Below are 26,290 nucleotides of genomic sequence, written 5' to 3' on the forward strand. Positions count from 1 at the left end.
GGTTTGTCAGGAACCGCGATAAGTGGAGTAGCCGAAAGGGCTTAACAGCAAAGGCACATGATAGTCCTCACCCTTGTCTACATAGAACACGATCTCTACAAAAGGATAAAAAGTGTCGGTGTCCATTTGCTCGTAATATTCCTCTGTGGCAAATTTCAGTTTGTAAACGCCGGCAGACAATACTACATCGTCCCCGATCATATCTCTCAGGCGGCCGTCGTCATCAGTGGCACCGCCGCCAATGGCTTCCCATTCGTTGTTTTGCTGCCGGTATAAAAAAACTGTCAGGTCTGCTGCTGGTTTACCCTGACTGACGTCTAAAACATGGGTAGTTATTTGTCTCATCATATTAATAGTTTTTCCAGTCTGATTTTGGTGATCTTCTCCTGTTCAGCCATCGCCACGTAAATCTCCTCTCCGGGCGTATGAGGCAATCGCTCTTTGAGCAGGCGTAATATTTCAGCGGCTGATTTGCCGGTGGCACAAACAATGAATATATAACCGAATTTTTCCAGGTACTGACGGTTGCCTGCTGCCAGCTCCTCCAGTATACTTTCTGATGCCTGCTGCACAGCTGCCTGCTCACCCGCAGCCCATTGGGCTGTAGCGGCGAACTTTTGTTTTAACGAAGCCAGGTCTCCTATCTGCGGGTGATGGGCGAATGCCTCCTTCCAGTCATCCTCTGTACAGCTTCTCCATATACTGCTTGCTGCATCAAATAATCCGGCGGTATCCTTTACCGGGAAACGCCCGCTCATACGCTCTACCCATGCGGTAGCGCCGCAACACCGGCGAAGTGCTTCTTTCAGTTGCGGCAGCGAAAGGCTATTTAATGCGGTAAGGGTCATTATACCGTAGTTGGAAAGCGGTTTACGTTCTTGTAATAGATATATACTGCCGGTTCCTTGCCCATGGCAGTAAACCATTGCTGGCAGTAAGGAGCCATCCAGATAGCATCCCCTTTTTTGATGGGATACCATTCATGATCCAGCATATACACGCCCTGGCCCTGCAGGTATAAGAGTCCATGCTCCATAATATGTGTTTCCACAAAAGGCAGATGACCGCCTGGATCGTATGTAAAGATATTCACGGCCATATCGAACGACAAATGCTCTGGCAACAGCACCTGTAAACGCAGGGCCGGATCGCCCAGGAAGGCAGCGCCTTCCACCGGTGCAGCGTCGCCAAATATGACCGGCGGCACATCATAACCTTCCAGTTTTTCATACACTTTATGAAAAGTGAGCAGCTGGGTACCGGCGGTTGCATAGCCCAGCTGGTATGATCTGCCAACAGGTATGTACAGGAAATGCCCCGCCGTCAGCACTTTCTCTTCTCCATCTACCGTGGCGGTACATTCACCGGATATGACGTAAAAAAATATCTGCGCAGCGTGTGTACGCCCTGTTAAACGCCCGTCTTCCTGCAGCGTGATCAGCATCTGGCACAGGTGTGCGCCCATTTGTTCATTAATGATCACATTCACGATGCAGTTTGTCCAGCCGGGCACTGTACTGTTCACATATCCGTCCGGGCTGATCACCGCGTGGCTGCTTTTTACGACAGACCTGGTCAATGCTGATATCTCCATATTAAGGTTGATTATGCTGATGAATCATTTGTTGTAAAAAATTATCCCCTACCTGCAAGGCAGCGGCAATATCCTTTAATTCCACATTTTCGAGGGGATTATGGCTGATACCTTTGTAACACCGTACAAACAGCATGCATACAGGAGCTACAGCTGCAATGGCTACCGCGTCGTGCCCCGCGCCGCTGACCAGTTCCAGCGGTTCATAACCGGTCTCTTTTACTGCGCCGGTCAATATTGCGCTTAGTGCAGGATCACAGTTAACCGGACTGGTTTCCTGCACAGCTGTCCACTCAAAGCTGATATTACGGCGGCTGCATATAGCTGCAACTGTTCGTTGCAGTGTTTCATATACTTCAGATAACATGCGGCCATCAGCGCTTCTCAGGTCCAGCGTGCAGGTAATGGCGCCGGGTATTACGTTGCTGGCGGCATTGGCTACCTGCAGCTTTCCTACCGTGGCAACGATCTGCGTTTTATACCGCAGGGCGGTGCTTTCTACCGCCAGGATAAATTCTGCCGCACAACACAGCGCGTCGTTCCGCATATCCATCGGTACGGTGCCCGCATGACCGGCAATGCCTTCAAAGGTGATCTCTGCTCTTTTCTGCCCGGCAATAGCTTTTACAATGGCCACAGGGATATTCCGGTCATATAGCACCGGGCCCTGTTCTATGTGCACCTCAAAATATCCCAGCCAGTCGCTTGCAGCAATGGCATCTGCCCCCAGCAATGCTGTACTGCTGCCATTGGCATGTATCACATTGCGGAGCGGAATGCCCGCAGCATCCTTTCTATCCAGTAAAGCCGGTTCAAAGGCGCCGGCCAATACTTTGCTTCCGAGATAAGTGGTATGAAAACGGCAACCTTCTTCATCGCTAAAAGCTACCAGCGCAATGTTAAAGGGCAGCGCAATATGGCGCGGGGCCAACTGCTCCAGCAGATCCAGCCCCATTATCACTCCCAATGGGCCATCAAACTTACCGGCATTCAGCACTGTATCCATATGTGAGGCGATTACCAGCGTTTTGGCGCCTGGCAATGGGCTACTCAGCAGTGCCCTGACATTCCCGATGTTATCTATCCAGGCATGCAGGCCTGCCTCCTGCATCCAGGATTGTATCGTAAGTGCTGCTTCCCTCCAGGCGCCGGAACCAAAGGTACGGGTAAGGCCCTGCTCCGTTTCACTGATGGAAGCCAGCTCCTCTATACGGGCCATGATCTTTTCTGCTCTTTCTGAATATCCTTTCATGCACGTTGTCTTAATATGCTGTTCCCCGCATGTTCAAGCGGGAATGTTCCATTGTCAAATACTTTTTTACCGGCCAGCCAGGTGGTGGTTACGATGCCATATAAAGTTTCCTGCAGGTAAGGCGTGATCTTATGCCGGTGATGCAGCATATCTCCCGTAACGGTAAAAGCGGCTTCCGGGTTCCACGCCACGAGATCGGCATCATAGCCAGCTGCGATCTTCCCTTTACGTTGCTGCAAACCTGGCAGCAGGGGCGGCGCCTCGCATAGCCAGCGAGCTACAGCAGTAAGGGGGATGCCTTTTTTCCTGGCGGCTGTCCATAATACCGGTAAGGCCAGCTGCAGGGAAGCAATACCGCCCCAGGCACTGGTAAGGTCTCCGCTTTGCAATTGTTTCAGCGCCGGCGGGGCAGGCGAATGATCTGTAGCTACAAAGTCGATCACGCCCTGTTGCAGTGCCTCCCACAGCAGCTCGTTGTTGGCTTTTTCACGAATGGGAGGAGCGCATTTAAACTGCGTTTGCCCATCCGGTATATTCTCTGCATTAAAGTACAAATAATGCTGCGCAGTTTCTGCTGTGAGCGGAAGCCCCTTTTCTTTTGCCGCTTGTATCTGCGGAAGAGCAGCCGCAGCAGATACATGCACAATATGCACACGGCAGCTATACTTTTCGCATAAGCGTATCATCAAGGCTATGGCAGCAGTTTCCCATCGTGGCGGACGCGAATGCAGGTAGCGGCGGTAAGAAGGGTCAGGCCCGGTTACACGCGGCGCCTGTTCATCGCTCAGCTCACAGTGCACCAACAAAGGCAGACCATGGCGGGCTATGACAGGCATTACCTTCTCCAGGTGCACTGCACTTACATTGGGAAAATCGTCAATACCAGAAGGTGTAAGGAACGCTTTAAAACCAAGCACCCCTTTATCAATTAAAGCGTTTATTTCATTTTCGTTACCGGGTACCACTCCTCCCCAATAACCGCAGTTGGCATGCAGCTGCTTAGCGGCTGCATGCAGTTTAGCTTCAAAGGCCGCCGGGGTAGTTGTCACCGGCGATGCATTCAGGGGCATATCTACGAGGGTGGTAATACCTCCGGCAACAGCGGCCCTGGTAGCGGTTTCAAAACCTTCCCAGTCTGTTCTGCCTGGTTCGTTGATGTGTACGTGGGGGTCGGTGATACCGGGCATCAGCACCGCATCCTGCAGATCTACCGTCATTACTTCCGCACCTGCAGGGAGGGCGTCAGCTACAGCAGCTATCCGGCCGTCTTTTATCAAAACAACCGCTTTCCTTATTCCATCAGGCGTCACAATATTATTTCCGCTGAGAGCCAGGTCAAACATAGCGCGGTACCGGTTTTATTAAAAATAGAATTAATTCTTTAAATTAGGTTACGCTAAAGTTAAGTAAAACAAGGGCTATGAAGATCAAACTTGGCGAGAACATGTACGGTAAAAATGCGGTAAACCTCTCAAAGATCATCCGCCATGCAGACCATCATGAGTTCCGGCAGATATCTGTCGATATATCGCTGGAGGGCGACTTTGAAACAGCCTATACTCAGGGAGACAATAGCAGAATTTTACCTACTGACACGCAGAAAAACACCGTTTACGCACTGGCAAAGGACCATTTTACAGGATCTATAGAAGATTTCGGGATCTACCTGGCCAGTTATCTCCTGGGCAATAATCCCCAGATATGGCAGGTGCACGTGGGCATAACAGAACATTTATGGAGCCGGATGACTTTTGACGGCCACCTGCATCCGCATGCCTATGCGAGCAGGGGTTCAGAAAAGCGTACAGCCCTGATCACACAGAACAGGGATGCGATCACAGTTAATTCCGGCTTTAAAGACCTGCTGATATTAAAGACCACCGACTCAGGGTTTGAAAATTACATTAAAGACAAATACACCACCCTTAAAGAGACCAGCGACCGTATACTGGCTACCCAATGTGAAGCCAGCTGGCTTTATGCTATAGCACACCCGGATTTCAGCACTGTTTATAACGGTATCCGCAATACGCTGTTACGCACTTTTGCCTTTCATAAAAGCATGTCTGTTCAGCAAACCCTTTTTGACATGGGCAAGGCAGTGCTGGAGGAGCATGCAATGGTAAAGGAGATCAGCCTGATCATGCCTAACAAACATCATATTCCTTTCAACCTCGAACAATTTGGCATGCAGCATAACAATGACATTTTTATTGCCACTGATGAACCATACGGCTATATTACCGGTACAATAAGCAGGGAATAAATTATTTGCTGTAACCTTTATGCCTGATCAGCCAGCTGGCGCACTGGTAATAAGCAATAGCCTCCTGTACCAGGCTGTCTGTAAGTGGTGTTTCCGTTGCCTGGCCGTTGGTAAAATCGGGGATAAATTCCTTGACAGTCTTGATAGGCGACTGTATGATCAGCCGTTTATCTTTCAAATAGCCCAAACCCTGGTAGGTACTTATAAAAGCCCGCTGCCGGTCTTCCGGCACCGCAAAAACATCCTGTCCGAAAAATTTGCTGCGGTAGCTAAATTTCAACAACCCGAGTATTGTAGGCGCAATGTCTATCTGCGCGGTAAGCCGGTCTGTTACCTGTGCGGGAATATTGGCCGGTGAATAGATGAGCATAGGGATATGATAACCTGTTACGGGCAATGCTACACTGCCGGCGCTGCCGGCGCAATGGTCTGCCACTACTACAAACACGGTATGATCAAACCAGGGCTTTTGCCTTGCTTCGCGGATAAATCTGCCGATCGCATAGTCTGTATATTTCACAGCACCTTCACGCACCTGGCGCGAAGGTGGAATATCGATACGCCCATCGGGATAAGTGAAAGGGCGGTGATTGGATACCGTCATAATATGTGCGAAGAAGGGCTTGCCACCGTTATAATTGCTATCCAGGCGCTGAAGAGCAAGGGAGAACAGGTCTTCATCTGCCACTCCCCAGATATTGGCATAGTGAACCTGGGCCGGTTTCAAGGCTTCCCTGTCTACCACCTTATAACCGTTGTGACTGAAAAAATACGCCATGTTATCGAAGTAACTGTAGCCTCCATAAATGTACTGCGTGGTATACCCCTTTTCATGGAAAACCGCACCCAGAGAGAACAGATCTTCATTGCCCGGGCGCTTTACAATGCTTTGTCCGGGAGTAGGCGGAATGGACAGGGATAAAGCTTCCAGGCCCCGTACCGTTCTGGTACCCGACGCATACAGATTTGTGAAGAAAATGCTTTCATGTGCCAGGGAATCCAGGTTAGGAGTAATATTGCCGGTATTCCCAAAGGCATGCATAAAATCTGCGCTCAGGCTTTCTACGCTGATCAGCACTACGTTCAGCCGTTTCTCCGGCTCCCGGTAGGTGATCTCCCGTTCGATGTTGAATACATTGTTACTGGTAAATGTGCTGCCGGGCGCCTGTAGCTGTTTATGCAGGATAGCGAAAGCCGTGCTATCCGGCAGGGTACGATAAAATTTAAAGAAGTCCAGCTCATTATGCCGGAAGGCCGTGCCAAACTCGAACATGCCATTGCCTGCCAGCTCGTTCACATATTCATTTTTACTGAATTGCCGGAACTGACTGCTCATCATCCAATAACTCACCAGTGGCAAACATAGCAATGCAAAAGCTACAAGGGAGCGCTGTGCAAAAACAGGCGGCTGTTCAACAGTGCGGGTCAGCGGGCGGCGGATCAACCATACCAACAGGATCGTACACAGACCCATGCCTGCCATTAGCCAGCCAACAGGATAAGATTCCCATACGTCCCCGATCACCTCCGTGGTGTACACCAGGTAATCTACCGCGATAAAGTTATAACGCACCCCGAATTCATTCCAGAAATACCATTCTGCCGTTGCATTGAACAGCAGTACAAAGCAGATGATCGTAATATCCAGTATCAATACCGCTTTCCGCCAGTACAGCCGGATCCGGTGACCCGCCAGCGCAAGGAAGAGAAAAATACCCAGGCGGAACATGCAGTACCGGATCAGTATCTTCCGCAGGTCTTCATTAAAATCTTTGGGTATCAGGTCTGTCAGGAGCAATAAAAGTATGATGCCTGCAGCGATCACTGCAACGGGCCATTTCCATCGGGAACTGTAGATGCGTTCATTCATCCACCACAAATGCAGTATCATCGGGATGATGATGTATGACGTTACGGTAAGATCGTAGAGTAAGCCGATGCCGAAGATACCGGCTATGTTTGTAAAACTCCAATTTACGCCGGCAGCAGTTTTGATCAGTAATAGCAGCCGGGTAAGAAATGAGACTGATACTACGAGGATGCCTGTTAAAAGTACGGGATAATAGTAACGCGCCAGCCTGGCGTTTCGACTTCCAATCTTGTTCATGCTTAAATCCAAAATGTACAGGGGATGCAAATTCCGGATAAAATCTGGAGCAAATCTGTAGCGGGCTGCTATGGCCGGTTCTTTACCCCAATGATCTCAGCTGCAATGCTGATGGCAATTTCTTCGGGGGTGTGACTGTTAATGGGCATTCCAACGGGGGCATAGATGGTAGATAGCTGTTTTCCGGGGATACCTTCTTCCAGGTATCCGTCAAACATGGTTGCTATTTTGCTTTTACTCCCAAGGATACCAAAATACCTGAATGTCTTATTTAGCAGCGCCCTGATGGCAATATCATCAGTACGGTAGCCAAAGGTCATCACCACTACAAAATGTTGATAGCCGGACGGTATTTTCTGTGCCAGTTCGCTGTAATCCTCTACGGTATATTGTTCATGCGCAAAGCTGTTCTGCAGCAATGTATGCAGGCCGGGACGGTCATCATACACATGGACATAGAAGTCCAGTTTGCTCATCAGCTCCGACAAGGCCAGGGCACAATGCCCGCCGCCAACTATATGCAAGTGCTGCCGGTACCCGATAGTTCCCCGGTAACTCCAGTCCGCCGGAGAAACCATATTTAGCTCATGAGCAGCGCCCTGGATGTCTCCCCACTCAAAACTGAGGCCCGATGGAGAGAGTTGTAATATGCCATATTGATGCTGCTGCAGGCATGCGATTATTTGCTGCACGGGCTGGATATCCGCTTCTTCTACGGGATAAAGGAGAATTGTTTGCTCACCGGAGCAGATCATTCCACTCTGGTCCTTTGCGGCTTGTTTGTTATGGATCTGCTTTCTGATGGAGATCCCCGCAGTGTGCTGCTGGAGCTGCTCTTTTACCATCTCCACAAACTTATGTTCCATGATACCGCCACCCACAGATCCTTCCATTTGGCCGGCAGCATTCACGGCCATCAGGAAACCTGCGCGGCCGGGGCTGCTCCCGTCACTTTGCAATACATAGAGCAATGTGACAGGGACATGCTGTTCTAAGCTGCTATTTATCAACTGCCAGGTGGCCAACTGTTTCTGCATGCTGTTGAGAGGCGGCGTTCACCGGTTTTGAGTATAAAGCCATCAATACTTTTTCGGGCGTCATGGGAGCTGTAAATGGAATATCAGCAGCAGGGTTAAATGCGCTGATCGCATTCCTTAATGCAAACCAGGCGCCTATGCCATACATCAGCGGCGGTTCACCTACTGCTTTTGAGCGGAAAATGGCCAGGTTATCCTGCTTTGTTTCCAGTTCATGGATCGTTATTGTTTTAGGTGCTGCGTAAATATCCGGCACCTTATAGGTGGAGAGTGCATTGGAGCGCAGGTGGCCGTCGGCATCGTATATCACTTCTTCCATGGTCATCCACCCGATGCCCTGTACAATCCCGCCTTCCATCTGTCCTTTATCTATAGCGAGGTTCATGCTGGCGCCAAAGTCGTGCACCACCTTTACCGCATCCACGGTATAAGTACCCCGCAGACAGTCTACGGTAACTTCCAATATAGCGGTACCGTATACATGATACGCAAAGGGATGCCCTTTTTCCCTGGCAGGATCAAAATTTATTTCAGGGGTGGCATAATGTCCGTGTTCCGAGAGGCTCACTCTTTTCATATAGGCGGCCATCAAAAGCTGCTTCCAATCCCAGCCGCTAGGCTCGTTATTTAACATCACTTGTTCATCCTGCAGGGTAATGGAAGTGGGCGGCGCCTGCATCTCATCTGCCGCCACCTGTTTCAGTCTGTCGACGATCGCATTGCACGCAATCCAGGTAGCTTTACCATTCAGGTCTGCGGTAGCGCTCGCGGCTGAAGGGGAAGTATTTGCTATACGGAAGGTGCTGGTGGGTTGTATCCTGATCCTGTCGGGATGAATAGAAAAAGCGCGGGCGGCCACCTGAACAATCTTGGTATTTACCCCCTGCCCCATTTCTACAGCACCGGTGCTGATGCTCACACTGCCATCCGTATATACGTGCACCAGCGACCTGGCCTGGTTCATCAACGTTTTGGTAAAAGAAATACCGAAACATACGGGCATGAAGGCCATGCCTTTCTTGTATAGTTTATTAATCGCATTGAAAGCCGCCACAGATCTTTCAATGGCAGCAGCATCGTATAGTGCCGCTGCTTTTTCCCAGCAGGGTAGCGCTTCACTCTGGGCACGCTGGCCGTACGGAAACTCATCACCCGTCTGATGCAGGTTCTTTTTCTGGATGAGGGAGGCAGGCACACCTAGTGAGGTGGCAGCTCTGGCGATAGCCGCTTCAATGACAAACATACCCTGCGGACCTCCAAACCCGCGGAAAGCCGTATTAGGCGGCAGGTGTGTACGGCAGCTGTATGCGGTGGCTTTTACATTGGGAATAAAATAGGAATTAGTGCAGTGGAACAAGGTACGTTCCAGTACTGCCGGTGAGAGGTCTGCTGCTGCGCCGGCATTCTGGTAAAAGGTAACCTCATAGGCCTGTATCTTCAGTTCACTGTCCAGCCCTATCTTAAAATCCGCTGCATAGGGATGACGTTTGCCTGTCATAGTCATATCCTCCATCCGGTGCAGGGAATATTTAACGGGCTTCTTCAGATGATGTGCAGCCAGGGCGCAGAGGGCCGCCCAGGTATTGGCCTGATCTTCCTTACCGCCGAAACCTCCGCCCAGGCGGGTCACCTCCACATCCAGCTGATGCATAGGGAGGCCCAGCGCCTTTGAAACGGCCCGTTGTACGGCAGTAGGCCCCTGTGTGGAAGAATAGATCCGGATCACATTATTCTCCTGTGGAACAGCGTAAGCGCCCTGTGTTTCTATATACAGGTGCTCCTGTCCGTTTGTGTAGGTAGTGCCTTCAAATACATGTGCACATGCTAACCAGGCTTGAGCTGTATCGCCCAGTTTGAAGGTGCGGGGCGGGATGATCAGCTCACCCAGGGCCTGCGCTTCACGTGGGTCGGTAATTACCCGTAGCGGGGTAATATCTGCTTTTATTTTCTTCACTGCAGCTTTGGCTGCTTCAGCGGTGCTAGCTACCACAAAGGCCAGCGGCATGCCGCAATAATGCGTTTCTTTTTCGCCAAACAACGGCTCGTCGGGAATAATGCCACCGATCTGGTTCTCGCCTGTAATGTCCTTACAGGTAAATACCCTTACTACGCCCGGCATCTGCGCCGCAGCAGCAGTATCCAGGTGATTGATAGTGCCGTGCGCTACCGGAGACCCGAATGCGGCCCCGTATAAAGTTCCGTTCAGCACCGGGATATCATCCAGGTAAATGGATTCACCCCTTACATGCGTACGTGCATCAATGTTATTCATTCTGCAACATTTAATACCTCTTCTATTTTCAGTTGGGGGAAGAGGGTCAGGAAATGCGCCTTGATCAGTTGCCCGAGCAACAGGCGTTTATAATCCGCACTGCCCCTGGCATCGCTGATCGGGCTTATTTCTGTTTGCGCCACCGCGACGGCATCATTGATCAGGCCTTCTTCCAGGTGTTTACCCTGCAGGAAGTCCGCCGTCTTTTCCAGCAGCATAGGAACGGGGCCTATCCCTCCGGCGGAGATATTTACCTGGGTAATGGTATCCTGTTCCATTAAAATGCTGATAGCGGAATTCACGCTCGCTATATCCAGGTGGGTGCGCTTGCTCACCTTTTCAAAATTGAACATACGGGAAGCGACAGGTAATTGGAACCAGATCTTCTCAATATATTCTTCCGGTGATTTACTTAATGTTTTATATCCTCTATATAAATGGCGGAGAGGCAGTTCTCTTGAATGGTTCCCGTTGCCCAATACCAATGTAGCATCCAGCGCCAGGAAAAAAATGGTAAAGTCGCCAATAGGGGACGCATTGATAAAATTGCCGCCTATGGTGGCCATATTTCGTATGGGGGTAGACGATACCAGCTTTACATACTGATCTATGTGCGGGAAGTATTCCCTGATCAAAGGCGATGCCTGCAGATCTGTAACTGTTACAGAAGGGCCCAGCACGCAACGATCTCCATCTTTGCTAATACCGTTGAGCGGCTGCTGGTCAAACAGGAAGCGAATCGCCTTTTGTTTCATCTCCCCGGGTTTCTGCACATATACATCTGTTCCACCGCCCACGAAATGCGCTGTTACATCTTCTGCCGCTTCAAATTCGCCATTGAGGGATGCGGTTAATGCATGCAGGCGTTCCTTAATACCGGCAAACCAGGCAGGCAGCAGCTGCTGTGATACAGCAAAGGGTACCGGGCTGGTATCATTACGCGGTTCCAGCAATTGCGCTACACGGGCAGCAGCCCGTTCTATGGATTTATAACCGGTGCAGCGGCAGATGTTGCCGTCAACAGCCCTGATAGCATTGGCAGCAGTAGGCGGCTGTTTACCGAGGCAAAAGCCGGCCAGCGACATAACAAATCCCGGCGTGCAGAAACCGCACTGCGTGGCAGATTCGTCATACATAGCCTGCTGAATGGGATTCAGGCCATCTATATTGACGCCTTCTATCGTTACTACATGTTTGCCGTGTGCATTGCCAAGCGGCGTAAGGCAGGACGTAAATGAGCGGTATTGCAGCTCATGACCGTTAAGGGTCCCAATGAGCACGGTACAGGCCCCACAGTCACCTTCGTTACACCCGATCTTGGTACCGGTAAGATGCTGGTGGTAGCGGATAAAATCCAGCAGCAACATGCCGGGCGGCATATCGGTATGGATGGTGTCATTATTGAGAATAAAAGTGATCAAGGCCTGTGATGCTGGTCTATCTAAATTTACCACAATTAAGGCAATAAAGGACAAGGCTTCCCTATTTTAGGAAACATATCTGAAATACCATTTTAATATTATGAAAACTAACTATTAATACATTATATTTACCGGATTAGCTAAACAAACAACTAAAGAGCAATTGTCCCTGTTCCTGTATTACCTGGCTCTGCCATTTGTTTACCTGGTATCGCTGCTGCCGTTTCCTTTGCTTTACCTGTTATCAGACGGTATCTATTTTCTGCTTTACTATGTAAGTGGCTACCGCAAAAAGGTAGTTGAAGAGAACCTGCACAACGCTTTTCCGGATAAAAGTGAAAAGGAAATAAAAAAGATCTGCAGGGACTTTTACCGCTACCTCTGCGACCTCTTTCTCGAGACTTTTAAAACGCTTACCATCAGTAAAAGTAAGATGGTACAACACTGCAGCTTTCATCCTGACACCGTGGCACTGTTTGAGCGGCTGGCGGCAGACAAAAAAAGCGCCATACTGGTAATGGGACATAAGGGCAACTGGGAATGGGCAGGTAATACCTTCAGCATACTTTGCTCACAACAGCTGTATGTGATCTATCATCCGCTGGCCAACCCGCATTTCAACAGCCTGATATATAAGATGCGCACCCGCTTCGGCACCCGGCTGATCGCGATGCAGGATACTTTCCGGGATATGCTGGCACACCGCAACGAAGTAAATGCCACTGCCTTTATAGCAGACCAGACGCCGCATCCGCAAAGCGCACATTGGATGACCTTTCTGCAACAGGACACTCCCGTATTCAAGGGCACTGAGAAAATTGCGCAAAAGATGAACCAACCGGTGGTATATGTGTCCGTACAACGGATAAAAAGAGGATACTATACCGTGATGGCGGAACTATTGTTCTCTCAGCCGGCCGGCGCAACAGATGGAGAGATCACGGTGGCCCACACGAAAAAACTGGAAGAAGATATTATAGCACAACCGGCAACATGGCTATGGTCTCATCGCCGCTGGAAACATAAACGCATTTAAAATACTGTACTCCTATCCTATGCTAAATGGAAAAGAATTGATTCTGGCAACCAAGCCGTTTGCCAAAGAGATCAGATATAAAAGCTGGCTCTATACCTGTTCCACGCTTACCTTATTGCTGCTGTCATTAGCAGGCACACTGTTCATGCCACATTTTACCCTACAGCTCTGCTGCAGCGTGCTTTCCGGCCTGCTGATCGTGCGTATGTTCGTTATCTATCACGACCATCAGCATCATACCATCCTGCAGAAATCGTGGCTCGCAAATGTGATCATGACCGCTTTCGGTATTTATGTGCTGGCCCCTACCAGTATATGGAAGCGTTCTCACGATCACCATCACAAACATAACTCGAAGCTGTTCAGCGCAGATATCGGTTCTTATCCTATTTTCACCAGGAAGAAATTCCAGTCATTGCCTTCAGGGCAAAAGCGGGTTTACCTGGCTACCAGGCATCCAATGACTATTGCCTTCGGTTATCTGTCCATGTTCGTCCTGGGCATGTGTTTAAAACCTTTTTTGTGCAGCCCGCGCAAACATGTTGACTCCCTGCTGGCGTTGCTGCTGCACATAAGCGCCACCGTACTGGTGATCCTGCTGTTGGGCTGGCAAAGCTGGCTATTCTTTATATTTATTCCATTCTTTGTGGCCTGTGGAATAGGCGCCTATCTTTTTTATGCCCAACACAATTTCCCGGGTGTTTCTTTCAATACAAATGAAGACTGGTGTTATCATGAAGCGGCATTGCTATCTTCCAGCTATATTGAAATGCACCCGGTAATGGCGTGGTTTACCGGTAACATCGGCTATCACCACATACATCACCTGAATGCGCGTATTCCCTTTTATCGCCTGCCGGAAACGATGAAAGCCATTCCGGCCCTGCAACAGCCTAAGACCACTTCGCTGCGGTTCCGGGATATATATGCGTGTTTCCGGTTAAAGGTGTGGGATGCAGACAGTAAAAAAATGGTGGGTATTTCCTGAGCAATGGTCTGGTGGAGATATTGTTAATTGCATTTTTTTTGCTAATTTGAATTAAGCTCCAAACTACTATGAGAAATACTTTGCTGGTGGTCATCACCTTCCTGTTAACCGTCCTTTTCTTCTACGCAGCAACCGTCAAGGCTCTCGACTATAGCCGTTTTATAGACAGCATGGGACAATCGCCGCTACTGGTACATTTCAGCAAACCGCTGCTGGCCCCTGTTATCCTTGGCCTGGAATATATGGCGGCATTATTGATCAATATCCCGGCAACGAGGAAAGCGGGCATGTACCTCTCTTTTTTCATCATGCTGACATTCAGCCTGTACCTGTGCGTGCTGTACTTCTTCTTTGACAACATCCCCTGCTCCTGTGGCGGCATTTTAGGGAATATGTCTTACCCCGTCCACATCGGGTTCAACGTTTTCTTTACGTTATTGGCCCTGTATGGCGTATTGCTGAGCGGTAAAAGCCAGAAGCCGCATAAATTGCGGGTGATTGCATAAACGTTTATACCAGCAGCTTTCTGTCTATTGCACATTTCACCAGCATGGCAGAGTTGCGGGCATTGAGCTTGGCCAGCAGGTTTTTGCGATGGCTGTCTACCGTTGTGGCGCTGATGAAAAGTTTCTCTGCTATTTCGGGATTTGTATAGCCTTCTGCTATTAGCAGCAGGATTTCCTTTTCCCTCCTGGTAAGGTGCGGGTACCGTTTGCCGGCCGGCCTGGACTCGTCTTTCATGGCCTGCGCCGCATCCACCGAAAGATATGTTTTACCGGCATGCACATCGTGGATGGCCTGCAGCAGCTCCTCCTTATCAGCATCCTTTAATACATAGCCACTGGCGCCGCTGTCCATCATACCGCTCACGTATTGTCTTTCTTTGAAAAAGCTGAGCCCCAGTACTACTACTTCGGGATATTTAGCTTTAATAGCGGCGCAGAGGTCGATGCCGCTAATATCCGGCAGGATGCTATCCATCAGGATAACGTCAATGGGATGGTCTATGAGGAATGACAGGCAGGATTGTCCGTGGCGGGTTTGTCCTACCAATTCAATATCAGATTCAGAACGCAGAAGGGAGCAGAGGCCCTCCAACACTAATGGATGGTTATCTACAAAATACAGGCGGATCATGGTTATTAATTTACAACAAACACTATTTTGGCACAGTTAACCCGGGCTAATCTGGAAATACAGGTTTAGATTACCACAGTAATATAATAAAAAGCGCTGAAATCACGACAACAATAAACATCTGTCCCAGGCGGGAACGGTATCTTTATCCAACGAGGCGATCAGGGAAAGCCCTATGCCAGTAATGCCTTCCAGCAGGTTATAGCAGTTCTCATAGGAAGGGCTGTGAAAAAATTTATATCCTGCGGGACCATCCTCCCAGGTATTCATCTGAAGGGTCTGTTGGGTCCAGTGCGCGGCGCCCTGCGCCAGTAAAGTATCGCCGGTAGCCAGAGAGGCCCGGTGGAAGATCTGCGCGATACCCGCGCTGCCATGGCACAGGCAGGCATCGTTCACGCTGCCATTCCTTTTGTCCCTGTTTTTAATGGTATGTTCAAAAATATCGTATGCCGCCTGGCGGTATTGCTGATTTTGTGTACGATGACCGGTATTCCACAGGGTAATGGCGATACCCAGATCTCCGTAACACCATCCTAACCTGCTTTGCTTACCATGCAGGGCTTCATTGTTCATGCCTACCAGGGAGGGGTACAGGGAAGTAACGCCGGCTTCCGGCTCATTCTTTAGGGACAGCAGCCAGGCCATACTGCGGTCTATCAGCGTTAGTGCGGTATCAGTGGCAATGCCTTTTTCGTATACCATTCCCAGGATGGTGATGATAGCCGGCACACCATGCGCCAGGCCCAGGTTGAAGCAGTCCTGCTCACCCAGCTCCTGGCTGGTGCGCGAAAAATGATCTTTCCAGCTAATACCGGATGGCGTTTCCCTGGCGGTACTTTCCAGGAGCATTACCACTTCCTTCAAATATCTTTCTGCTGTTGGATGAGGCAGGCGTTCCAGGAAGTAGAGGGTAATGCCCAGGCCCTGGTGGAGAAAATCGTAGTTATTATTGCGCAGGTCAGTTTCCATGAAATCACCCAGGATACTGTCCGCCTCTTCAAAAATATCCTGCATACCATCTCCTTCGGCAAAGCCGGCCTGCATCAGGTGCTGTATACACCAGCCGATGCCTGCAACGCCGCTGCAATGGGAAAGAATCATTTCCTGTTCAGACAATGCCTGTATGCTTTTCAGCAGCACCTCATGCACTTTCTTCAGGTGTTTCTTTTTACCGGTGAGGTTGTGGTAGTAAGCGTAGAATAATGCAGTACCGCTATATCCGCTTAGCAGGCCGGGGTGAGGTTCCTGCTCAATAAAGCTGTCGAGTACCTGGCTGATCTGCTGTAAAACTTTGCCTGTCTGTTTTGCTTGATCCATAACGTAATTAAATTTAAATAGCAGCAACACAAATTTTCAGGTGCTGCTGCTAAAATACGAGTTATCAGTGTTACTTACACTAACAATCAAAAGTGCGTATAACGGTAGTGGTAGGGCAAACGCCTACATTGGAAATGGCTTGGGCATCTGCTCCGTTTTTCACTTTGGCATTGCTCAGGCTTGCGATCCTGATCTTACCCAGGTTCAGTTTTTTTGCTGTTAACTTTTTCATAAATCGTACTGCTTAAAGGAAATGATCAATTGCTTTTTTTAGAAACGGCAGGAATCTTCGCTGCATACTTCCGCGCCCTGGCTGATATTGTCTGTGCAGATGCGAAGGCTGCAAAGTACGCTGCAGGTACCGGCGGTAAGGGCCATGCCACCTTTCAGCATTTCCTGTTTGGAGGTGCTCAGGCTGGCAATTTTGATCTTGCCCAGGCTAAGCTTTTTGCCTGATTGCTTTTTCATATGCATACTAGTTTTTAGGGTGAATAAATAATAGTTTCCGTGTTATTCCGGGAGCAGCATTACACCATGGTGCAGTCTTCAATTTGTCTGCTGAAGCAGTCAATAATCTCAGATTGGCAGGCGTTGCTCACGAAACTGTAAGCGGGATCTTTTAATGCATTTTGTTTTGTCTTATTCAGGTTGGCAATTTTAATCTTACCCAGGCTTAATTTCCTGGCTGCTTGCTTTTTCATAAAAAGGTGGGTTTAGGATGATAAATAGATGAAAGTCCGCCATGCATACAGCGGACTTTCTTATTCATAGCTTAATTTTTAGAAAATGCAGGAGTCATCACTACAGAGCTGCGCAGTGGTGCTCACACAGGCGATTTTTATAGAGCCTGCCATGCCGCCGTTAAGGGCTGCCTGTTTTGATTTACTAAGACTGACAATTTTAACTTTTGCCAGCTGCAATTTTTTGGAAGTTTTCTTCTTCATCAGATTACAGGTTTTAATAAAGCTTCCCGGTGTTATCTGAACTGATCAGGCGGTGGAGGCGTAGTGCATGGCCTTGTAGGGCAAAGCACACTACAGGTGGTCATGAAGGTTGCCAGTACTTCGCCTTGCGGCATTCCAGACGTTGACTGGCTGAGAGGGGCAATTTTAATTTTGCCCAGGCTGAGTCTTTTTAAGGGTTGCTTTTTCATGATGAAAAGATTTTAAAATTATACCAGATCAGGAGGTGGTGGGCATTTTAAAGCGAGGCTGCAACCTGTATAGGTAGGTTTCTGGCCTTCCTGTGCAGCGCTGTTCAGTTTAGCGATCTTAATCTTGCCAAGAGACAGTTTCTTTTCCATTCCTTTTTTCATAATGAGGACAGTTTAGATTTGAGAGATAAGAGTGATATAAAAAGTATAAGGGACGCCCAATATGCTGTACCCGTCTTGCGGATACTTCATATAAGATGTCCCCCATAAATGTTGCTACATTCCGGCTATATGCCTGACAATTCTTAAAAGTAAATAAAAATACAAGTAAGGCGCCTCATGTAAAAAGGGGATTTTTTACATTTACAGCTATATACTACTGCCGCCAGCTCACAAACAAATATCCCCGTTTAAGGGGATGTATGCCATTATCCAAATATGCTAATTTTCATTTTTAACAACCCGTGAGACATGATAGCCGCCAAAGATTTTTATTTAATAAGAACGCCCCTTCTGCCACTGAACTTCCTGGATCAATTCAATGATATCTCCTGGCCGCAACTGCATGATAAGGTCAAAACCATTTTTACCCAGCCTTACCTGCTGGAAGCCATCTATGTTGCCTCTCCCGAACTGTACCGGGAATTGCTGAAATGGCAGGAAGGCCGGCTAACAGATGAGAAAGAGGTAAATAAACTGGTATCTGCACTATTCAGGTACCTGCTGCGTATGTGTACACGCTGCACACCATACGGGCTTTTTGCAGGATGCGCTACCGGCCGCTTTGATGAGGCCACAAAGGTGGTGCTATCTCCTATCGAAGCACATAAAAAACACTGCCGGCTGGATATGAACTACGTAGCGGAACTGGCTGCCATGCTCACCCGCATACCGGCTATCCAACAGCAGCTGATCTATTTTTCCAATAATTCGCTGTACCAGATAGCCAATACCTACCGGTATGCCGCATTTACCATCCGGAACAAGTTCAGGCATTATGACCTGACATCGGTGAACTGCACCGAATATCTTGAAAAGATTATTCATACCGCCACCAATGGCGCCACTATAGACACCCTGTATCAATGCATTGTAGATGATGAGATCACCGGGGCGGAAGCAAGGGAATTCATACAGGAGCTGATCGACAGCCAGATACTGGTGAGCGAGCTGGAACCGACCGTTACCGGCGACGAGTTCTTCAACCGTCTTATTCAAAAGCTGGATACCCTGGCGCATTCCGGGGAGCTGACAGCTACGCTAAAAAATATCCGCAGTTTGTTGTTAAACCCGGCGGCAAGCACGGATAAATACCTGGAAACGCATGCACTGGTAAAAGAGCTGCTGCCAGATACCAACAGTAAAGACCTGGTACAGACCGACCTGTTCCTGGCTACCCGGTACAATACCATCAGCCATACGCTGATCAACTCCATACAGCAGGAGCTCATCCCGCTCTGGAAATTAACGCGGCCCAATAACAACGGAGACCTGCAGCAATTCTCCCGTGCTTTCAGGGAACGTTATGAGGAACAGGAGATCCCGCTGGCCATTGCCCTCGATGCAGAAACAGGCATAGGATACGCCGGCAACAGTGGCGGTCATGCAGATAATACGCCGCTGATAGATGATATCTTCATCCAGAAGGCGCAGGAGAATAACAGCATTTCGTGGAGCAAGCTGCATGAGTTCCAGCTGAAACGCCTGCACGAATGTTTAAAGCTGCAGCAACAGGAAATTGTGCTGACGGATAAAGACCTGGACGATCTGAAAACAAACGATACACCTGCACTGCCAGACAGCATGTACCTGATGGGCAGCATACTAAGCAGCAGCGCAGCCGCGGCCGATGAGGGCAATTACCTGTTTGAGCTAAGCACCTGCGGCGGCCCTTCAGCAGCCAACCTGCTCGGAAGGTTCTGCCACGGAGATACGGCACTCACGGAGAAAGTAAAGTCCTGCCTGGAAGAAGAAGCACAAAGACATCCTGACCACATTTACGCCGAGATCATACACCTGCCCGAAGCCAGGGCTGGAAACATCCTGCTACGGCCACAGCTGAGAGAGTATGAGATCGTATACCTGGGCAATGGAAGCGTTGACGCAGCACACCAGATACCCGTAGCAGACCTGATGGTGAGCATACGGCCGGATAATACCATTGTGCTCCGGTCAAAAAGGCTGAATAAGCGGGTAATTCCCCGTTTAAGCACAGCGCATAATTACCGGGCCGGCGGCTTACCCATCTACAAATTCCTGTGCGACCTCCAGTTCCAGCAACTGAACACCGGGCTTGGCTGGCACTGGGACCACCTTGGCAATGAACCCTTTTTACCAAGGGTACGCTACGGAAAGATCGTTCTCAGTAAATGCACCTGGGTACTGCAAAAAAAAGATTACCCTGAGCTGACGGCGAAAGATAAAAAAGGAGGCGCGGCCATCCAGCACGCTCCCCTGTTCCGGAAAATAAGAGAACAACTGCAGCTACCACGCCATGTCGTAATTGCAGAACGAGATAATGAGCTGCTTATTGATATGGAGAATGAAGCCTGCTTACACATTCTGGCCTCCACACTGATCAAAAAGGAGCGGGTAGTATTGCAGGAGTTCCTGCACACAAACGGCCAATGCTGGGTAGAAGGCGCCGAAGGCCGCTATACCAACGAAGTGATCATTCCGCTGAAGAGCACTGGTGTCAAGTCGCAACAGGCTGCCAATGTCCCCGCCCGGGCGGCACAGCTTCCCCAAAGACGTTTTGTTACGGGCAGCGAATGGCTGTACGTAAAAATATACTGTGGCACCAGCAGTGCCGAAAAGATATTAAAGACGGTGATCAAACCCCTGACAAAGGAACTGGTAGAAGAAGGCCTTATCGATAAATGGTTCTTTCTGCGGTATGCCGATCCGGAACACCATATCCGGATCAGGTTCCATCATGCCAGCGATCCGGCATTCTGGAAAACCGTACTGGAACGGCTGTACGCCGCTCTCCGGGAAGACCTGGACAACGGGCTGGCGTATAAGATCCAGACAGATACGTACGAACGGGAGATCGAACGTTACGGAGCCGCCACCATGGAATTAAGCGAGGAGCTCTTCTATTACGACAGTGAAGCCGTACTGGATACCATAGACCTGCTGGAAGGAGAAGAAGGCGAGCATTACCGCTGGCTGCTGGCCGCCAGGGGCATTGATATGTTGCTACAGGATGCCGGCTATACGCTGCACACCAAAGCAGCCTTACTGAAAAGGATGCAGCAAAGTTTCTTCCAGGAATTTGGCGGTGACAAGGGCCTGCAGAATCAGCTGAATGATAAATACCGGGAACATATGCGGCAGCTTGCCAGTTTCCTGGACCCGCAACAGGATAATGACAACAGCATAGAAGAAGTGACAGCCATTTTCACCTTACGCTCCATGCGCACAGTGAAAGCTTTGCAGATGGCGGGTGTGCCTGTTGATGAACAGCTGTCCAGCTACATCCATATGTTCCTGAACAGGATGTTGCTGTCTAATCAGCGCAAACATGAACTGGTGATCTATCATTGTCTGAGCAGGTATTACGAATCGCAGATCGCCATCCAGAAAAAACAATTACAGCAACTACCCAGCAGTCATGGCCTTCCCAATATATAAGCAGTTGGCGGAAATGGATTGTGGCCCCACCTGTTTGCGGATGATCGCCAGACATTACGGCAAGCATTTCGCCCCCGGGCTGTTGAACAGGTTAACCCATATCACCCATGAAGGCACTTCCCTGCTGAAGCTCCGTAAGGCGGCAGAGAAAATGGGATTTAAAACGCTGGCGGCCGCCGTTACCTTTGAGCAGCTGGATAATGAAACGCCGCTTCCCTGTATCGTGCTCTGGAAGCAAAATCATTTTGTGGTGATCCCACCCCAGAACTATTCCAGTAATAACTCCCGTAGCAAAATACTGATTGCAGACCCGGAAAAGGGGCTGGTAAAAATTGACAAGACCACTTTCCTGGAAAGCTGGATAGAAAAAGACAGCAACCAGGGTGTAGTATTGATGCTGGAACCCGCCAAAGCTTTCTACCGGTAAAAGGTGCCTCATATTTATTATCTTACTCCATCTAATTAAGTTTTCTTCATTACATGGGAAAGATCCGTTATTCTCTTGCCTGCGTGCTGGCAATGCTTGTGCTGACTGCTGCGGCACAAAAAGCACCCGGCCCTGTACGCATTAATCAGCTGGGATATTATCCCGGGGCAGCAAAAATTGCCATTGTAAGTGTACCCGCCGGCACGCCGGTCCAGCGCTTTTATATTCTCGGGCTAAACAAACGGGATACTGTTTACCGCGGTAGCACAGGAAGTACGCTGGCTGCTGATTACTCCTCCGTACATACGCAGGTGATTGATTTCAGCGGCTTGCGGCAGGAAGGGAATTTTGTGATCGCTGTACCCGGTCAGCCACTCTCCTACCCTTTCCAGGTAAAGCCTCACGTACATCACGATGCAGCTGCTGCGCTTATAAAAGGATTTTATTATCAACGTGTGTCCATGCCCCTGGATATTGCTTATGCGGGGAAGTGGGCCAGGCCTGCAGGGCATCCTGATACAGCAGTGCTGATTCATCCTGCCGCGGCCAGCTCCCAACGACCGGCAGGCAGTCATATCGCCTGTCCGGGCGGATGGTACGACGCCGGAGACTACAACAAATACATCGTCAATTCCGGCACCACCATGGGCACTTTATTGTCTGCCTATGAAGATCTGGCGCCTTACTTTGATACCCTGAAAACCAATATACCGGAAAGCGGTAATAACATTCCAGATCTGCTGGACGAGGTATTGTATAACCTGCGCTGGATGCTCACCATGCAAGACCCTTTTGACGGAGGAGTGTATAATAAATGCACCAACGCCTCTTTTGACGGTATGGTAATGCCGGGTGTAACCAAAGCGCCGCGCTATGTGGTACAGAAAGGCACTGCCGCCGCGCTGGACTTTGCGGCAGTAATGGCGCAGGCCAGCCGGGTATACAAACGGTTTGACAAAGCGCTGCCTGGCTTGTCTGACTCCTGCCTGCATGCCGCCCTGCGCGCCTGGCAGTGGGCAGATCGTAATCCGTCCGTGGAGTATAACCAGGACAGGATGAATCAGCACTATGAGCCTAAAGTATCTACCGGCGGTTATGGCGACAAGACCTTTACGGACGAACGTTTCTGGGCCGGGGCCGAGCTGCTGGCCACCACTGGTGAGCAACAGTATTATACAGCCCTGGCGCCTTACCTGCCGGATAGCCTGTCTCTGCCTTCCTGGTCGGGCGTCCACCTCTTAGGCTGCTACACCTTACTGCGCTTTGAGCAGGCTTTAGGCGCCGTAGCTGCCACGGATATCAGCGCCTTACGGAGGCGGTTCATCCGGTTTGCGGATAGGCTGCTGCCCAATGTTCAGCGGAGCGCTTTCAGGACGGTAATGGGGCAAAGCCGGCGGGATTTTATCTGGGGCAGTAATTCCGTGGCCGCTAACCAGGGCATTGTATTGATAAACGCCTACCTGCTGACAAAGGAGAAAAAATATATCGCCCATGCGCTGACCAACCTCGACTACCTGCTGGGCAAAAATGCCACCGGTTATTGCTTTATCACGGGCATAGGCAGTTTCTCACCCATGCATCCGCACCACCGGCCTTCTGTGGCAGACGGTATTGCCGAGCCGGTTCCCGGCCTGCTGGCAGGCGGGCCTAATCCAGGCAGGCAGGATGGCGTCCATTACGAGTTTACAGCGCCCGAAACCGCTTATACAGATAATGACGAAGCCTATGCCTGCAATGAGATCGCCATCAACTGGAATGCCCCTGCCGTGTACCTGACCGCTGCGCTGGAGGCGCTGGAGCGTGAAGCCGGGTATACGAAAGATTAAATATGGCAGCGGTGAAATATTGCATAATTTAGCAATTGCGGAAACGTTAATACATTGGTACGTTCATCTATTATTTAATCCATCACATTATGAAACTGAGGATAAAAAGGATCCTGATACTGGCCGCGCTCATTTTACCGCTAGCGTTACAGGCGCAAACAAAGCTCACCGATGCCCTGATCAATGAATTTTCCGAAAAGGCGGCAGAGCGGTTCCAGCTGAAGAATGATCCGATACTGGTATTTATAACAGACCAGATGTCGCGCAGCGGGGCCGGTGGCCTGGAGATAGACAAGACCATGGTAGAGCTGAAAAAAGACCCTGCCGCCCTGGATGCTGCATTGAAATACCTGTACCAGTACAGCGACTGCAATCGCCAGCAGCTGATCGCCAACCTGCGCTCCATGAATTTTCCGAGCAACAGCACATTTGCCCTGGCCACCTATACCGTAAATAAGTTCAAGGGAGAGGCCAAAGAGCTGATAGAGGAAAAGGCCACCCTTGCCAAAACCGGTCAGATCGGCGCTACGCCAACGGCCCCGGTTGTTCAGGCGGCTCCCCCTGCCCCAGCACCTGCTGCCGGCAATGCAGCCAGTACAAGTGCCAGTCCGGCGGCAACGGCAACTGCTCCTGCAACAGCTACCGCTCCTACCGCCGCTGCGCCGGCCCAACCCGCTCCTGCAGAAGATCCTTACGACTGGGATGTACGCAATATATTTCCCATTACCAGCCAGGAACAGCTGGTAGCCAAATATGGGCCGGCAAACGTAGCTACACGCGACGTATATGACCTGGAAGGCAATAACCTTGGCCAGGGATACATTGTTTTCCCGGACACAGACAACGAGATGGAGCTTTTCCTGGATGGAGACAAGGGCAAAGTGATCACCTTCACCAAAGAAAATTCAAAATGGAAATCTCCCTTTGGTATCAAAGTGGGCGACCCGCTCGAGAAGATCGTTAAAGTTAACGGCCGCAACTTCAGGCTGAATGGCTTTGAATGGGTAAACAGTGGTATGGTGGACAGCTGGGAAGGCGGCGCCATGGATGGTAAAGGCGTAACACTTGTGTTTAAAGCGATCAACAGTGGCGACCCGAAATTATATGACCAGGTGACCGGTGATAAAAAAGTTAAGACCGATCAATCTGTATTAAAGAAGCTGGGCGTTGTAGTGGAAAAGGTTTCTTTTAAAACCACTCCTGCCCAACCTTAACCGTTATAATCAGACTTGTTATTCAAAGATGCCGGCGCTATTGCAGCCGGCATCGCTCATTTTATCCCAGTACGATCTCCTTCTGAAGGAATTCAATAAAGCGATGCTGGTATTCGGGACATTGTTTATTACTTAATGTGGCCGCAAAATGCGTTCTTTTCAAGCCGTTCCGGCCAATTCTGACCGCCTTCAGCGTACTATCTCTCAGGTAGGGTTGCAAGGCCCATTTGGCCATTACCATGATACCCATTTCTGCCTTTACCATCTCTATAGACGCTTCAGTCAGCGGCAGCACAATGATCTTTTTAGGTGAAACACCTGCGGGCTCCAGCAGGAACTGGTGTACAGTAACTGTTTCCATGGGCAGGGAATGGATGATAAGATGCTGCTCCGCAAAATCTTCCGCTAATACAAACTTCTTAGCGGCCCAGGAATGGGTGTCTGGTACAACGGCTACCATTTCGTCCTGGAACAATTCTGTGTATACAATGTTGTCGTCCTTTACCGGATCACTGGTAATGGCAATATCCAGCTGGCCTGACAACAGTTTTTGCAGCGGGTGATGGGTAGCTTCCATAACGATGGTCAGCGCCACGTTGGGATAGATGAGGTGAAACTGCTTCATCAGGGAGGGCAGCCAGTGATAGCTGGTATAACACTCCGTGCTCAGGCGAAGCTCTCCGGCCTCACCGTAGATCAGTTTTTTTATCTGTAGCTCCGTATCCGACATGCGGGACAGGATGTCGTTGGCCATCTCATATACTTTCTCTCCCGCTTTTGTGAGCACCATTTTTTTATTGATCCGATGAAAGATCCTGGTGCCGAGATGGTACTCTGCCTCCCTGAGCTGATGGCTTAATGCAGATTGCGTGAGGTGCAGTTTGTCTATCGCCTTGGTAATACTGCCCTCTTCCACTATCGCCTTTATCAGTTTCAATTGCCTTATTTCCATAGGCTATAAAATTACAGGTTCCCTTTTAGGACATCTATTAAAATTTCAGATGATGATCATGAATTCTTTGAGTTGGCGTCAGCCGATGCTCCTGCTTAGTTTTGCGTATCATCTTCAACAAAAAACATACTTATGACTGCACAAATTGAACATTACAAGAACAAGCTTGCTTATGAGATAGACGCTGCCGATCTGTTTGATGCTTTAAACAAGGGAGAGCAGATCGTAGTAATAGACGCCAGGAGCACGGCCGGGTATGAGCAGGAACATATACCGGGAGCGATCAGCTTTCCGCACCGCACGATGAACGCCGATACGACAACCCATCTTGATAAGAACGCTTTATATGTGACCTATTGTGACGGCATTGGCTGCAACGCTTCTACCAAGGGCGCGCTTAAGCTGGCGCAGCTGGGCTTTCGTGTAAAGGAACTGATAGGGGGGCTTGACTGGTGGAAGCGGGACCAGTATACCACTATTGGCAGCGCAGGTGAAGAAAGGAAACTCGGAATAGCGTGTTTTTGCTAAGTACATTTATATAAACCGGGGAGGACAGGAAAGTTTTCCATGTCCTCTCATCTTATCTTGTTCACCTCATTCTCTCATCTCTTTCTAATCTCTCGCTAACATTTCAATCGGTTGCCATCATTCCCGG

The 26,290-nt window shown here is 49.6% G+C and carries 27 protein-coding genes; 9 read left to right on the forward strand and 18 right to left on the reverse strand.

Annotation, left to right across the window (positions count from 1 at the left end):
* Positions 1-6: 6 nt before the first annotated feature.
* From uraH to allB, 5 genes are read right to left on the reverse strand one after another with little or no spacing between them, the layout of a single operon-like run.
* Positions 7-348, reverse strand: coding sequence for a hydroxyisourate hydrolase (gene uraH, locus ACR9Y8_RS13065; RefSeq protein ID WP_481213692.1), 342 nt, complete (start codon positions 346-348; stop codon positions 7-9).
* The gene (gene uraD, locus ACR9Y8_RS13070) at positions 345-848 is read right to left on the reverse strand and encodes a 2-oxo-4-hydroxy-4-carboxy-5-ureidoimidazoline decarboxylase (protein WP_481213693.1); all 504 of its coding nucleotides are present in this window, start codon (positions 846-848) and stop codon (positions 345-347) included. The genes uraH and uraD overlap by 4 nt, the downstream gene beginning before the upstream one ends.
* Entirely contained in the window at positions 848-1,594 is a 747-nt protein-coding gene (gene allE, locus ACR9Y8_RS13075; RefSeq protein ID WP_481213694.1) for a (S)-ureidoglycine aminohydrolase, read from the reverse strand. Before allE ends, uraD begins: the two co-directional genes overlap by 1 nt.
* A gap of 1 nt (position 1,595) precedes the next feature.
* Entirely contained in the window at positions 1,596-2,846 is a 1,251-nt protein-coding gene (locus ACR9Y8_RS13080; protein ID WP_481213695.1) for an allantoate amidohydrolase, read from the reverse strand.
* Positions 2,843-4,189 carry an allantoinase AllB gene (allB, locus tag ACR9Y8_RS13085; RefSeq protein WP_481213696.1) on the reverse strand — a complete coding sequence of 449 codons (1,347 nt, stop codon included), beginning with the start codon at positions 4,187-4,189 and terminating at the stop codon, positions 2,843-2,845. The genes ACR9Y8_RS13080 and allB overlap by 4 nt, the downstream gene beginning before the upstream one ends.
* Before the next feature lie 77 nt (positions 4,190-4,266).
* Here allB and pucL point away from each other — a divergent pair, with 77 nt between their 5' ends.
* On the forward strand, positions 4,267-5,112 hold the full coding sequence (gene pucL / locus ACR9Y8_RS13090; protein WP_481213697.1) for a factor-independent urate hydroxylase: 846 nt from the start codon (positions 4,267-4,269) through the stop codon (positions 5,110-5,112).
* Position 5,113: 1 nt separating this feature from the next.
* Here the strand turns inward: pucL and ACR9Y8_RS13095 are convergent, their stop codons facing one another.
* From ACR9Y8_RS13095 to ACR9Y8_RS13110, 4 genes are all read right to left on the reverse strand, one after another.
* Positions 5,114-7,219, reverse strand: a complete 2,106-nt coding sequence (locus ACR9Y8_RS13095; protein WP_481213698.1) for an LTA synthase family protein — start codon at positions 7,217-7,219, stop codon at positions 5,114-5,116.
* Positions 7,220-7,287: 68 nt separating this feature from the next.
* Positions 7,288-8,256 carry an XdhC family protein gene (locus ACR9Y8_RS13100; protein WP_481213699.1) on the reverse strand — a complete coding sequence of 323 codons (969 nt, stop codon included), beginning with the start codon at positions 8,254-8,256 and terminating at the stop codon, positions 7,288-7,290.
* Positions 8,219-10,528, reverse strand: coding sequence for a xanthine dehydrogenase molybdopterin binding subunit (locus ACR9Y8_RS13105; RefSeq protein ID WP_481213700.1), 2,310 nt, complete (start codon positions 10,526-10,528; stop codon positions 8,219-8,221). The genes ACR9Y8_RS13100 and ACR9Y8_RS13105 overlap by 38 nt, the downstream gene beginning before the upstream one ends.
* The gene (locus ACR9Y8_RS13110) at positions 10,525-11,982 is read right to left on the reverse strand and encodes an FAD binding domain-containing protein (RefSeq protein WP_481213701.1); all 1,458 of its coding nucleotides are present in this window, start codon (positions 11,980-11,982) and stop codon (positions 10,525-10,527) included. Before ACR9Y8_RS13110 ends, ACR9Y8_RS13105 begins: the two co-directional genes overlap by 4 nt.
* 130 nt (positions 11,983-12,112) lie before the next feature.
* Between ACR9Y8_RS13110 and ACR9Y8_RS13115 the strand changes: the two genes are divergently transcribed.
* The 3 genes from ACR9Y8_RS13115 (at position 12,113) to ACR9Y8_RS13125 (ending at position 14,479) form a co-directional block, all read left to right on the forward strand.
* A complete protein-coding gene (locus ACR9Y8_RS13115) occupies positions 12,113-12,985 on the forward strand; it encodes a lysophospholipid acyltransferase family protein (RefSeq protein ID WP_481213702.1) in 873 nt (290 codons plus the stop codon).
* A 37-nt stretch (positions 12,986-13,022) separates the two neighbouring features.
* Positions 13,023-13,973, forward strand: coding sequence for a fatty acid desaturase family protein (locus ACR9Y8_RS13120; protein WP_481213703.1), 951 nt, complete (start codon positions 13,023-13,025; stop codon positions 13,971-13,973).
* A gap of 68 nt (positions 13,974-14,041) precedes the next feature.
* Complete coding sequence (locus ACR9Y8_RS13125) at positions 14,042-14,479, forward strand: MauE/DoxX family redox-associated membrane protein (RefSeq protein WP_481213704.1); 438 nt, start codon at positions 14,042-14,044, stop codon at positions 14,477-14,479.
* A 4-nt stretch (positions 14,480-14,483) separates the two neighbouring features.
* Here ACR9Y8_RS13125 and ACR9Y8_RS13130 read toward each other — a convergent pair whose 3' ends face one another.
* The 8 genes from ACR9Y8_RS13130 to ACR9Y8_RS13165 all read right to left on the reverse strand — a co-directional run bounded on the left by ACR9Y8_RS13130 (position 14,484) and on the right by ACR9Y8_RS13165 (position 17,742).
* On the reverse strand, positions 14,484-15,110 hold the full coding sequence (locus tag ACR9Y8_RS13130) for a response regulator (RefSeq protein ID WP_481213705.1): 627 nt from the start codon (positions 15,108-15,110) through the stop codon (positions 14,484-14,486).
* A gap of 102 nt (positions 15,111-15,212) precedes the next feature.
* Entirely contained in the window at positions 15,213-16,427 is a 1,215-nt protein-coding gene (locus ACR9Y8_RS13135) for a lanthionine synthetase C family protein (RefSeq protein ID WP_481213706.1), read from the reverse strand.
* 79 nt (positions 16,428-16,506) lie between these two features.
* Positions 16,507-16,659, reverse strand: coding sequence for a hypothetical protein (locus ACR9Y8_RS13140; RefSeq protein WP_481213707.1), 153 nt, complete (start codon positions 16,657-16,659; stop codon positions 16,507-16,509).
* 38 nt (positions 16,660-16,697) lie between these two features.
* On the reverse strand, positions 16,698-16,895 hold the full coding sequence (locus ACR9Y8_RS13145; protein ID WP_481213708.1) for a class I lanthipeptide: 198 nt from the start codon (positions 16,893-16,895) through the stop codon (positions 16,698-16,700).
* Between the two features lie 59 nt (positions 16,896-16,954).
* Positions 16,955-17,128 carry a hypothetical protein gene (locus tag ACR9Y8_RS13150; protein WP_481213709.1) on the reverse strand — a complete coding sequence of 58 codons (174 nt, stop codon included), beginning with the start codon at positions 17,126-17,128 and terminating at the stop codon, positions 16,955-16,957.
* Positions 17,129-17,206: 78 nt separating this feature from the next.
* Positions 17,207-17,371: a class I lanthipeptide gene (locus tag ACR9Y8_RS13155; RefSeq protein ID WP_481213710.1), complete on the reverse strand. Its 165-nt coding sequence runs from the start codon at positions 17,369-17,371 to the stop codon at positions 17,207-17,209.
* A 32-nt stretch (positions 17,372-17,403) separates the two neighbouring features.
* Positions 17,404-17,580, reverse strand: coding sequence for a hypothetical protein (locus ACR9Y8_RS13160; RefSeq protein ID WP_481213711.1), 177 nt, complete (start codon positions 17,578-17,580; stop codon positions 17,404-17,406).
* Between the two features lie 18 nt (positions 17,581-17,598).
* On the reverse strand, positions 17,599-17,742 hold the full coding sequence (locus ACR9Y8_RS13165; RefSeq protein ID WP_481213712.1) for a class I lanthipeptide: 144 nt from the start codon (positions 17,740-17,742) through the stop codon (positions 17,599-17,601).
* Positions 17,743-18,051: 309 nt separating this feature from the next.
* Between ACR9Y8_RS13165 and ACR9Y8_RS13170 the strand changes: the two genes are divergently transcribed.
* The 4 genes from ACR9Y8_RS13170 (at position 18,052) to ACR9Y8_RS13185 (ending at position 24,683) form a co-directional block, all read left to right on the forward strand.
* The gene (locus ACR9Y8_RS13170) at positions 18,052-21,216 is read left to right on the forward strand and encodes a lantibiotic dehydratase (RefSeq protein ID WP_481213713.1); all 3,165 of its coding nucleotides are present in this window, start codon (positions 18,052-18,054) and stop codon (positions 21,214-21,216) included.
* Positions 21,217-21,256: 40 nt separating this feature from the next.
* A complete protein-coding gene (locus ACR9Y8_RS13175) occupies positions 21,257-21,643 on the forward strand; it encodes a cysteine peptidase family C39 domain-containing protein (RefSeq protein WP_481213714.1) in 387 nt (128 codons plus the stop codon).
* A gap of 53 nt (positions 21,644-21,696) precedes the next feature.
* Complete coding sequence (locus tag ACR9Y8_RS13180; protein ID WP_481213715.1) at positions 21,697-23,469, forward strand: glycoside hydrolase family 9 protein; 1,773 nt, start codon at positions 21,697-21,699, stop codon at positions 23,467-23,469.
* Between the two features lie 89 nt (positions 23,470-23,558).
* Positions 23,559-24,683: a hypothetical protein gene (locus ACR9Y8_RS13185; protein ID WP_481213716.1), complete on the forward strand. Its 1,125-nt coding sequence runs from the start codon at positions 23,559-23,561 to the stop codon at positions 24,681-24,683.
* Positions 24,684-24,744: 61 nt separating this feature from the next.
* Here ACR9Y8_RS13185 and ACR9Y8_RS13190 read toward each other — a convergent pair whose 3' ends face one another.
* On the reverse strand, positions 24,745-25,635 hold the full coding sequence (locus tag ACR9Y8_RS13190) for a LysR family transcriptional regulator (RefSeq protein WP_481213717.1): 891 nt from the start codon (positions 25,633-25,635) through the stop codon (positions 24,745-24,747).
* Between the two features lie 132 nt (positions 25,636-25,767).
* On the opposite strand from ACR9Y8_RS13190, the gene ACR9Y8_RS13195 reads away from it, so the two are divergent.
* Positions 25,768-26,163, forward strand: a complete 396-nt coding sequence (locus ACR9Y8_RS13195; protein WP_481213718.1) for a rhodanese-like domain-containing protein — start codon at positions 25,768-25,770, stop codon at positions 26,161-26,163.
* Positions 26,164-26,290 lie beyond the last annotated feature (127 nt).

It is taken from the genome of Chitinophaga sp. SVR4-12A, assembly GCF_056754765.1.

What these genes read in the sequence shown, in the direction of transcription:
- uraH (WP_481213692.1), bottom strand. Translation starts at nt 348, where the DNA reads ATGATGAGACAAATAACTACCCATGTTTTAGACGTCAGTCAGGGTAAA.
- uraD (WP_481213693.1), bottom strand. Translation starts at nt 848, where the DNA reads ATGACCCTTACCGCATTAAATAGCCTTTCGCTGCCGCAACTGAAAGAA.
- allE (WP_481213694.1), bottom strand. Translation starts at nt 1,594, where the DNA reads ATGGAGATATCAGCATTGACCAGGTCTGTCGTAAAAAGCAGCCACGCG.
- ACR9Y8_RS13080 (WP_481213695.1), bottom strand. Translation starts at nt 2,846, where the DNA reads ATGAAAGGATATTCAGAAAGAGCAGAAAAGATCATGGCCCGTATAGAG.
- allB (WP_481213696.1), bottom strand. Translation starts at nt 4,189, where the DNA reads ATGTTTGACCTGGCTCTCAGCGGAAATAATATTGTGACGCCTGATGGA.
- pucL (WP_481213697.1), top strand. Translation starts at nt 4,267, where the DNA reads ATGAAGATCAAACTTGGCGAGAACATGTACGGTAAAAATGCGGTAAAC.
- ACR9Y8_RS13095 (WP_481213698.1), bottom strand. Translation starts at nt 7,219, where the DNA reads ATGAACAAGATTGGAAGTCGAAACGCCAGGCTGGCGCGTTACTATTAT.
- ACR9Y8_RS13100 (WP_481213699.1), bottom strand. Translation starts at nt 8,256, where the DNA reads ATGCAGAAACAGTTGGCCACCTGGCAGTTGATAAATAGCAGCTTAGAA.
- ACR9Y8_RS13105 (WP_481213700.1), bottom strand. Translation starts at nt 10,528, where the DNA reads ATGAATAACATTGATGCACGTACGCATGTAAGGGGTGAATCCATTTAC.
- ACR9Y8_RS13125 (WP_481213704.1), top strand. Translation starts at nt 14,042, where the DNA reads ATGAGAAATACTTTGCTGGTGGTCATCACCTTCCTGTTAACCGTCCTT.
- ACR9Y8_RS13130 (WP_481213705.1), bottom strand. Translation starts at nt 15,110, where the DNA reads ATGATCCGCCTGTATTTTGTAGATAACCATCCATTAGTGTTGGAGGGC.
- ACR9Y8_RS13135 (WP_481213706.1), bottom strand. Translation starts at nt 16,427, where the DNA reads ATGGATCAAGCAAAACAGACAGGCAAAGTTTTACAGCAGATCAGCCAG.
- ACR9Y8_RS13140 (WP_481213707.1), bottom strand. Translation starts at nt 16,659, where the DNA reads ATGAAAAAGTTAACAGCAAAAAAACTGAACCTGGGTAAGATCAGGATC.
- ACR9Y8_RS13145 (WP_481213708.1), bottom strand. Translation starts at nt 16,895, where the DNA reads ATGAAAAAGCAATCAGGCAAAAAGCTTAGCCTGGGCAAGATCAAAATT.
- ACR9Y8_RS13150 (WP_481213709.1), bottom strand. Translation starts at nt 17,128, where the DNA reads ATGAAAAAGCAAGCAGCCAGGAAATTAAGCCTGGGTAAGATTAAAATT.
- ACR9Y8_RS13155 (WP_481213710.1), bottom strand. Translation starts at nt 17,371, where the DNA reads ATGAAGAAGAAAACTTCCAAAAAATTGCAGCTGGCAAAAGTTAAAATT.
- ACR9Y8_RS13160 (WP_481213711.1), bottom strand. Translation starts at nt 17,580, where the DNA reads ATGAAAAAGCAACCCTTAAAAAGACTCAGCCTGGGCAAAATTAAAATT.
- ACR9Y8_RS13165 (WP_481213712.1), bottom strand. Translation starts at nt 17,742, where the DNA reads ATGAAAAAAGGAATGGAAAAGAAACTGTCTCTTGGCAAGATTAAGATC.
- ACR9Y8_RS13170 (WP_481213713.1), top strand. Translation starts at nt 18,052, where the DNA reads ATGATAGCCGCCAAAGATTTTTATTTAATAAGAACGCCCCTTCTGCCA.
- ACR9Y8_RS13175 (WP_481213714.1), top strand. Translation starts at nt 21,257, where the DNA reads ATGATCGCCAGACATTACGGCAAGCATTTCGCCCCCGGGCTGTTGAAC.
- ACR9Y8_RS13180 (WP_481213715.1), top strand. Translation starts at nt 21,697, where the DNA reads ATGGGAAAGATCCGTTATTCTCTTGCCTGCGTGCTGGCAATGCTTGTG.
- ACR9Y8_RS13185 (WP_481213716.1), top strand. Translation starts at nt 23,559, where the DNA reads ATGAAACTGAGGATAAAAAGGATCCTGATACTGGCCGCGCTCATTTTA.
- ACR9Y8_RS13190 (WP_481213717.1), bottom strand. Translation starts at nt 25,635, where the DNA reads ATGGAAATAAGGCAATTGAAACTGATAAAGGCGATAGTGGAAGAGGGC.
- ACR9Y8_RS13195 (WP_481213718.1), top strand. Translation starts at nt 25,768, where the DNA reads ATGACTGCACAAATTGAACATTACAAGAACAAGCTTGCTTATGAGATA.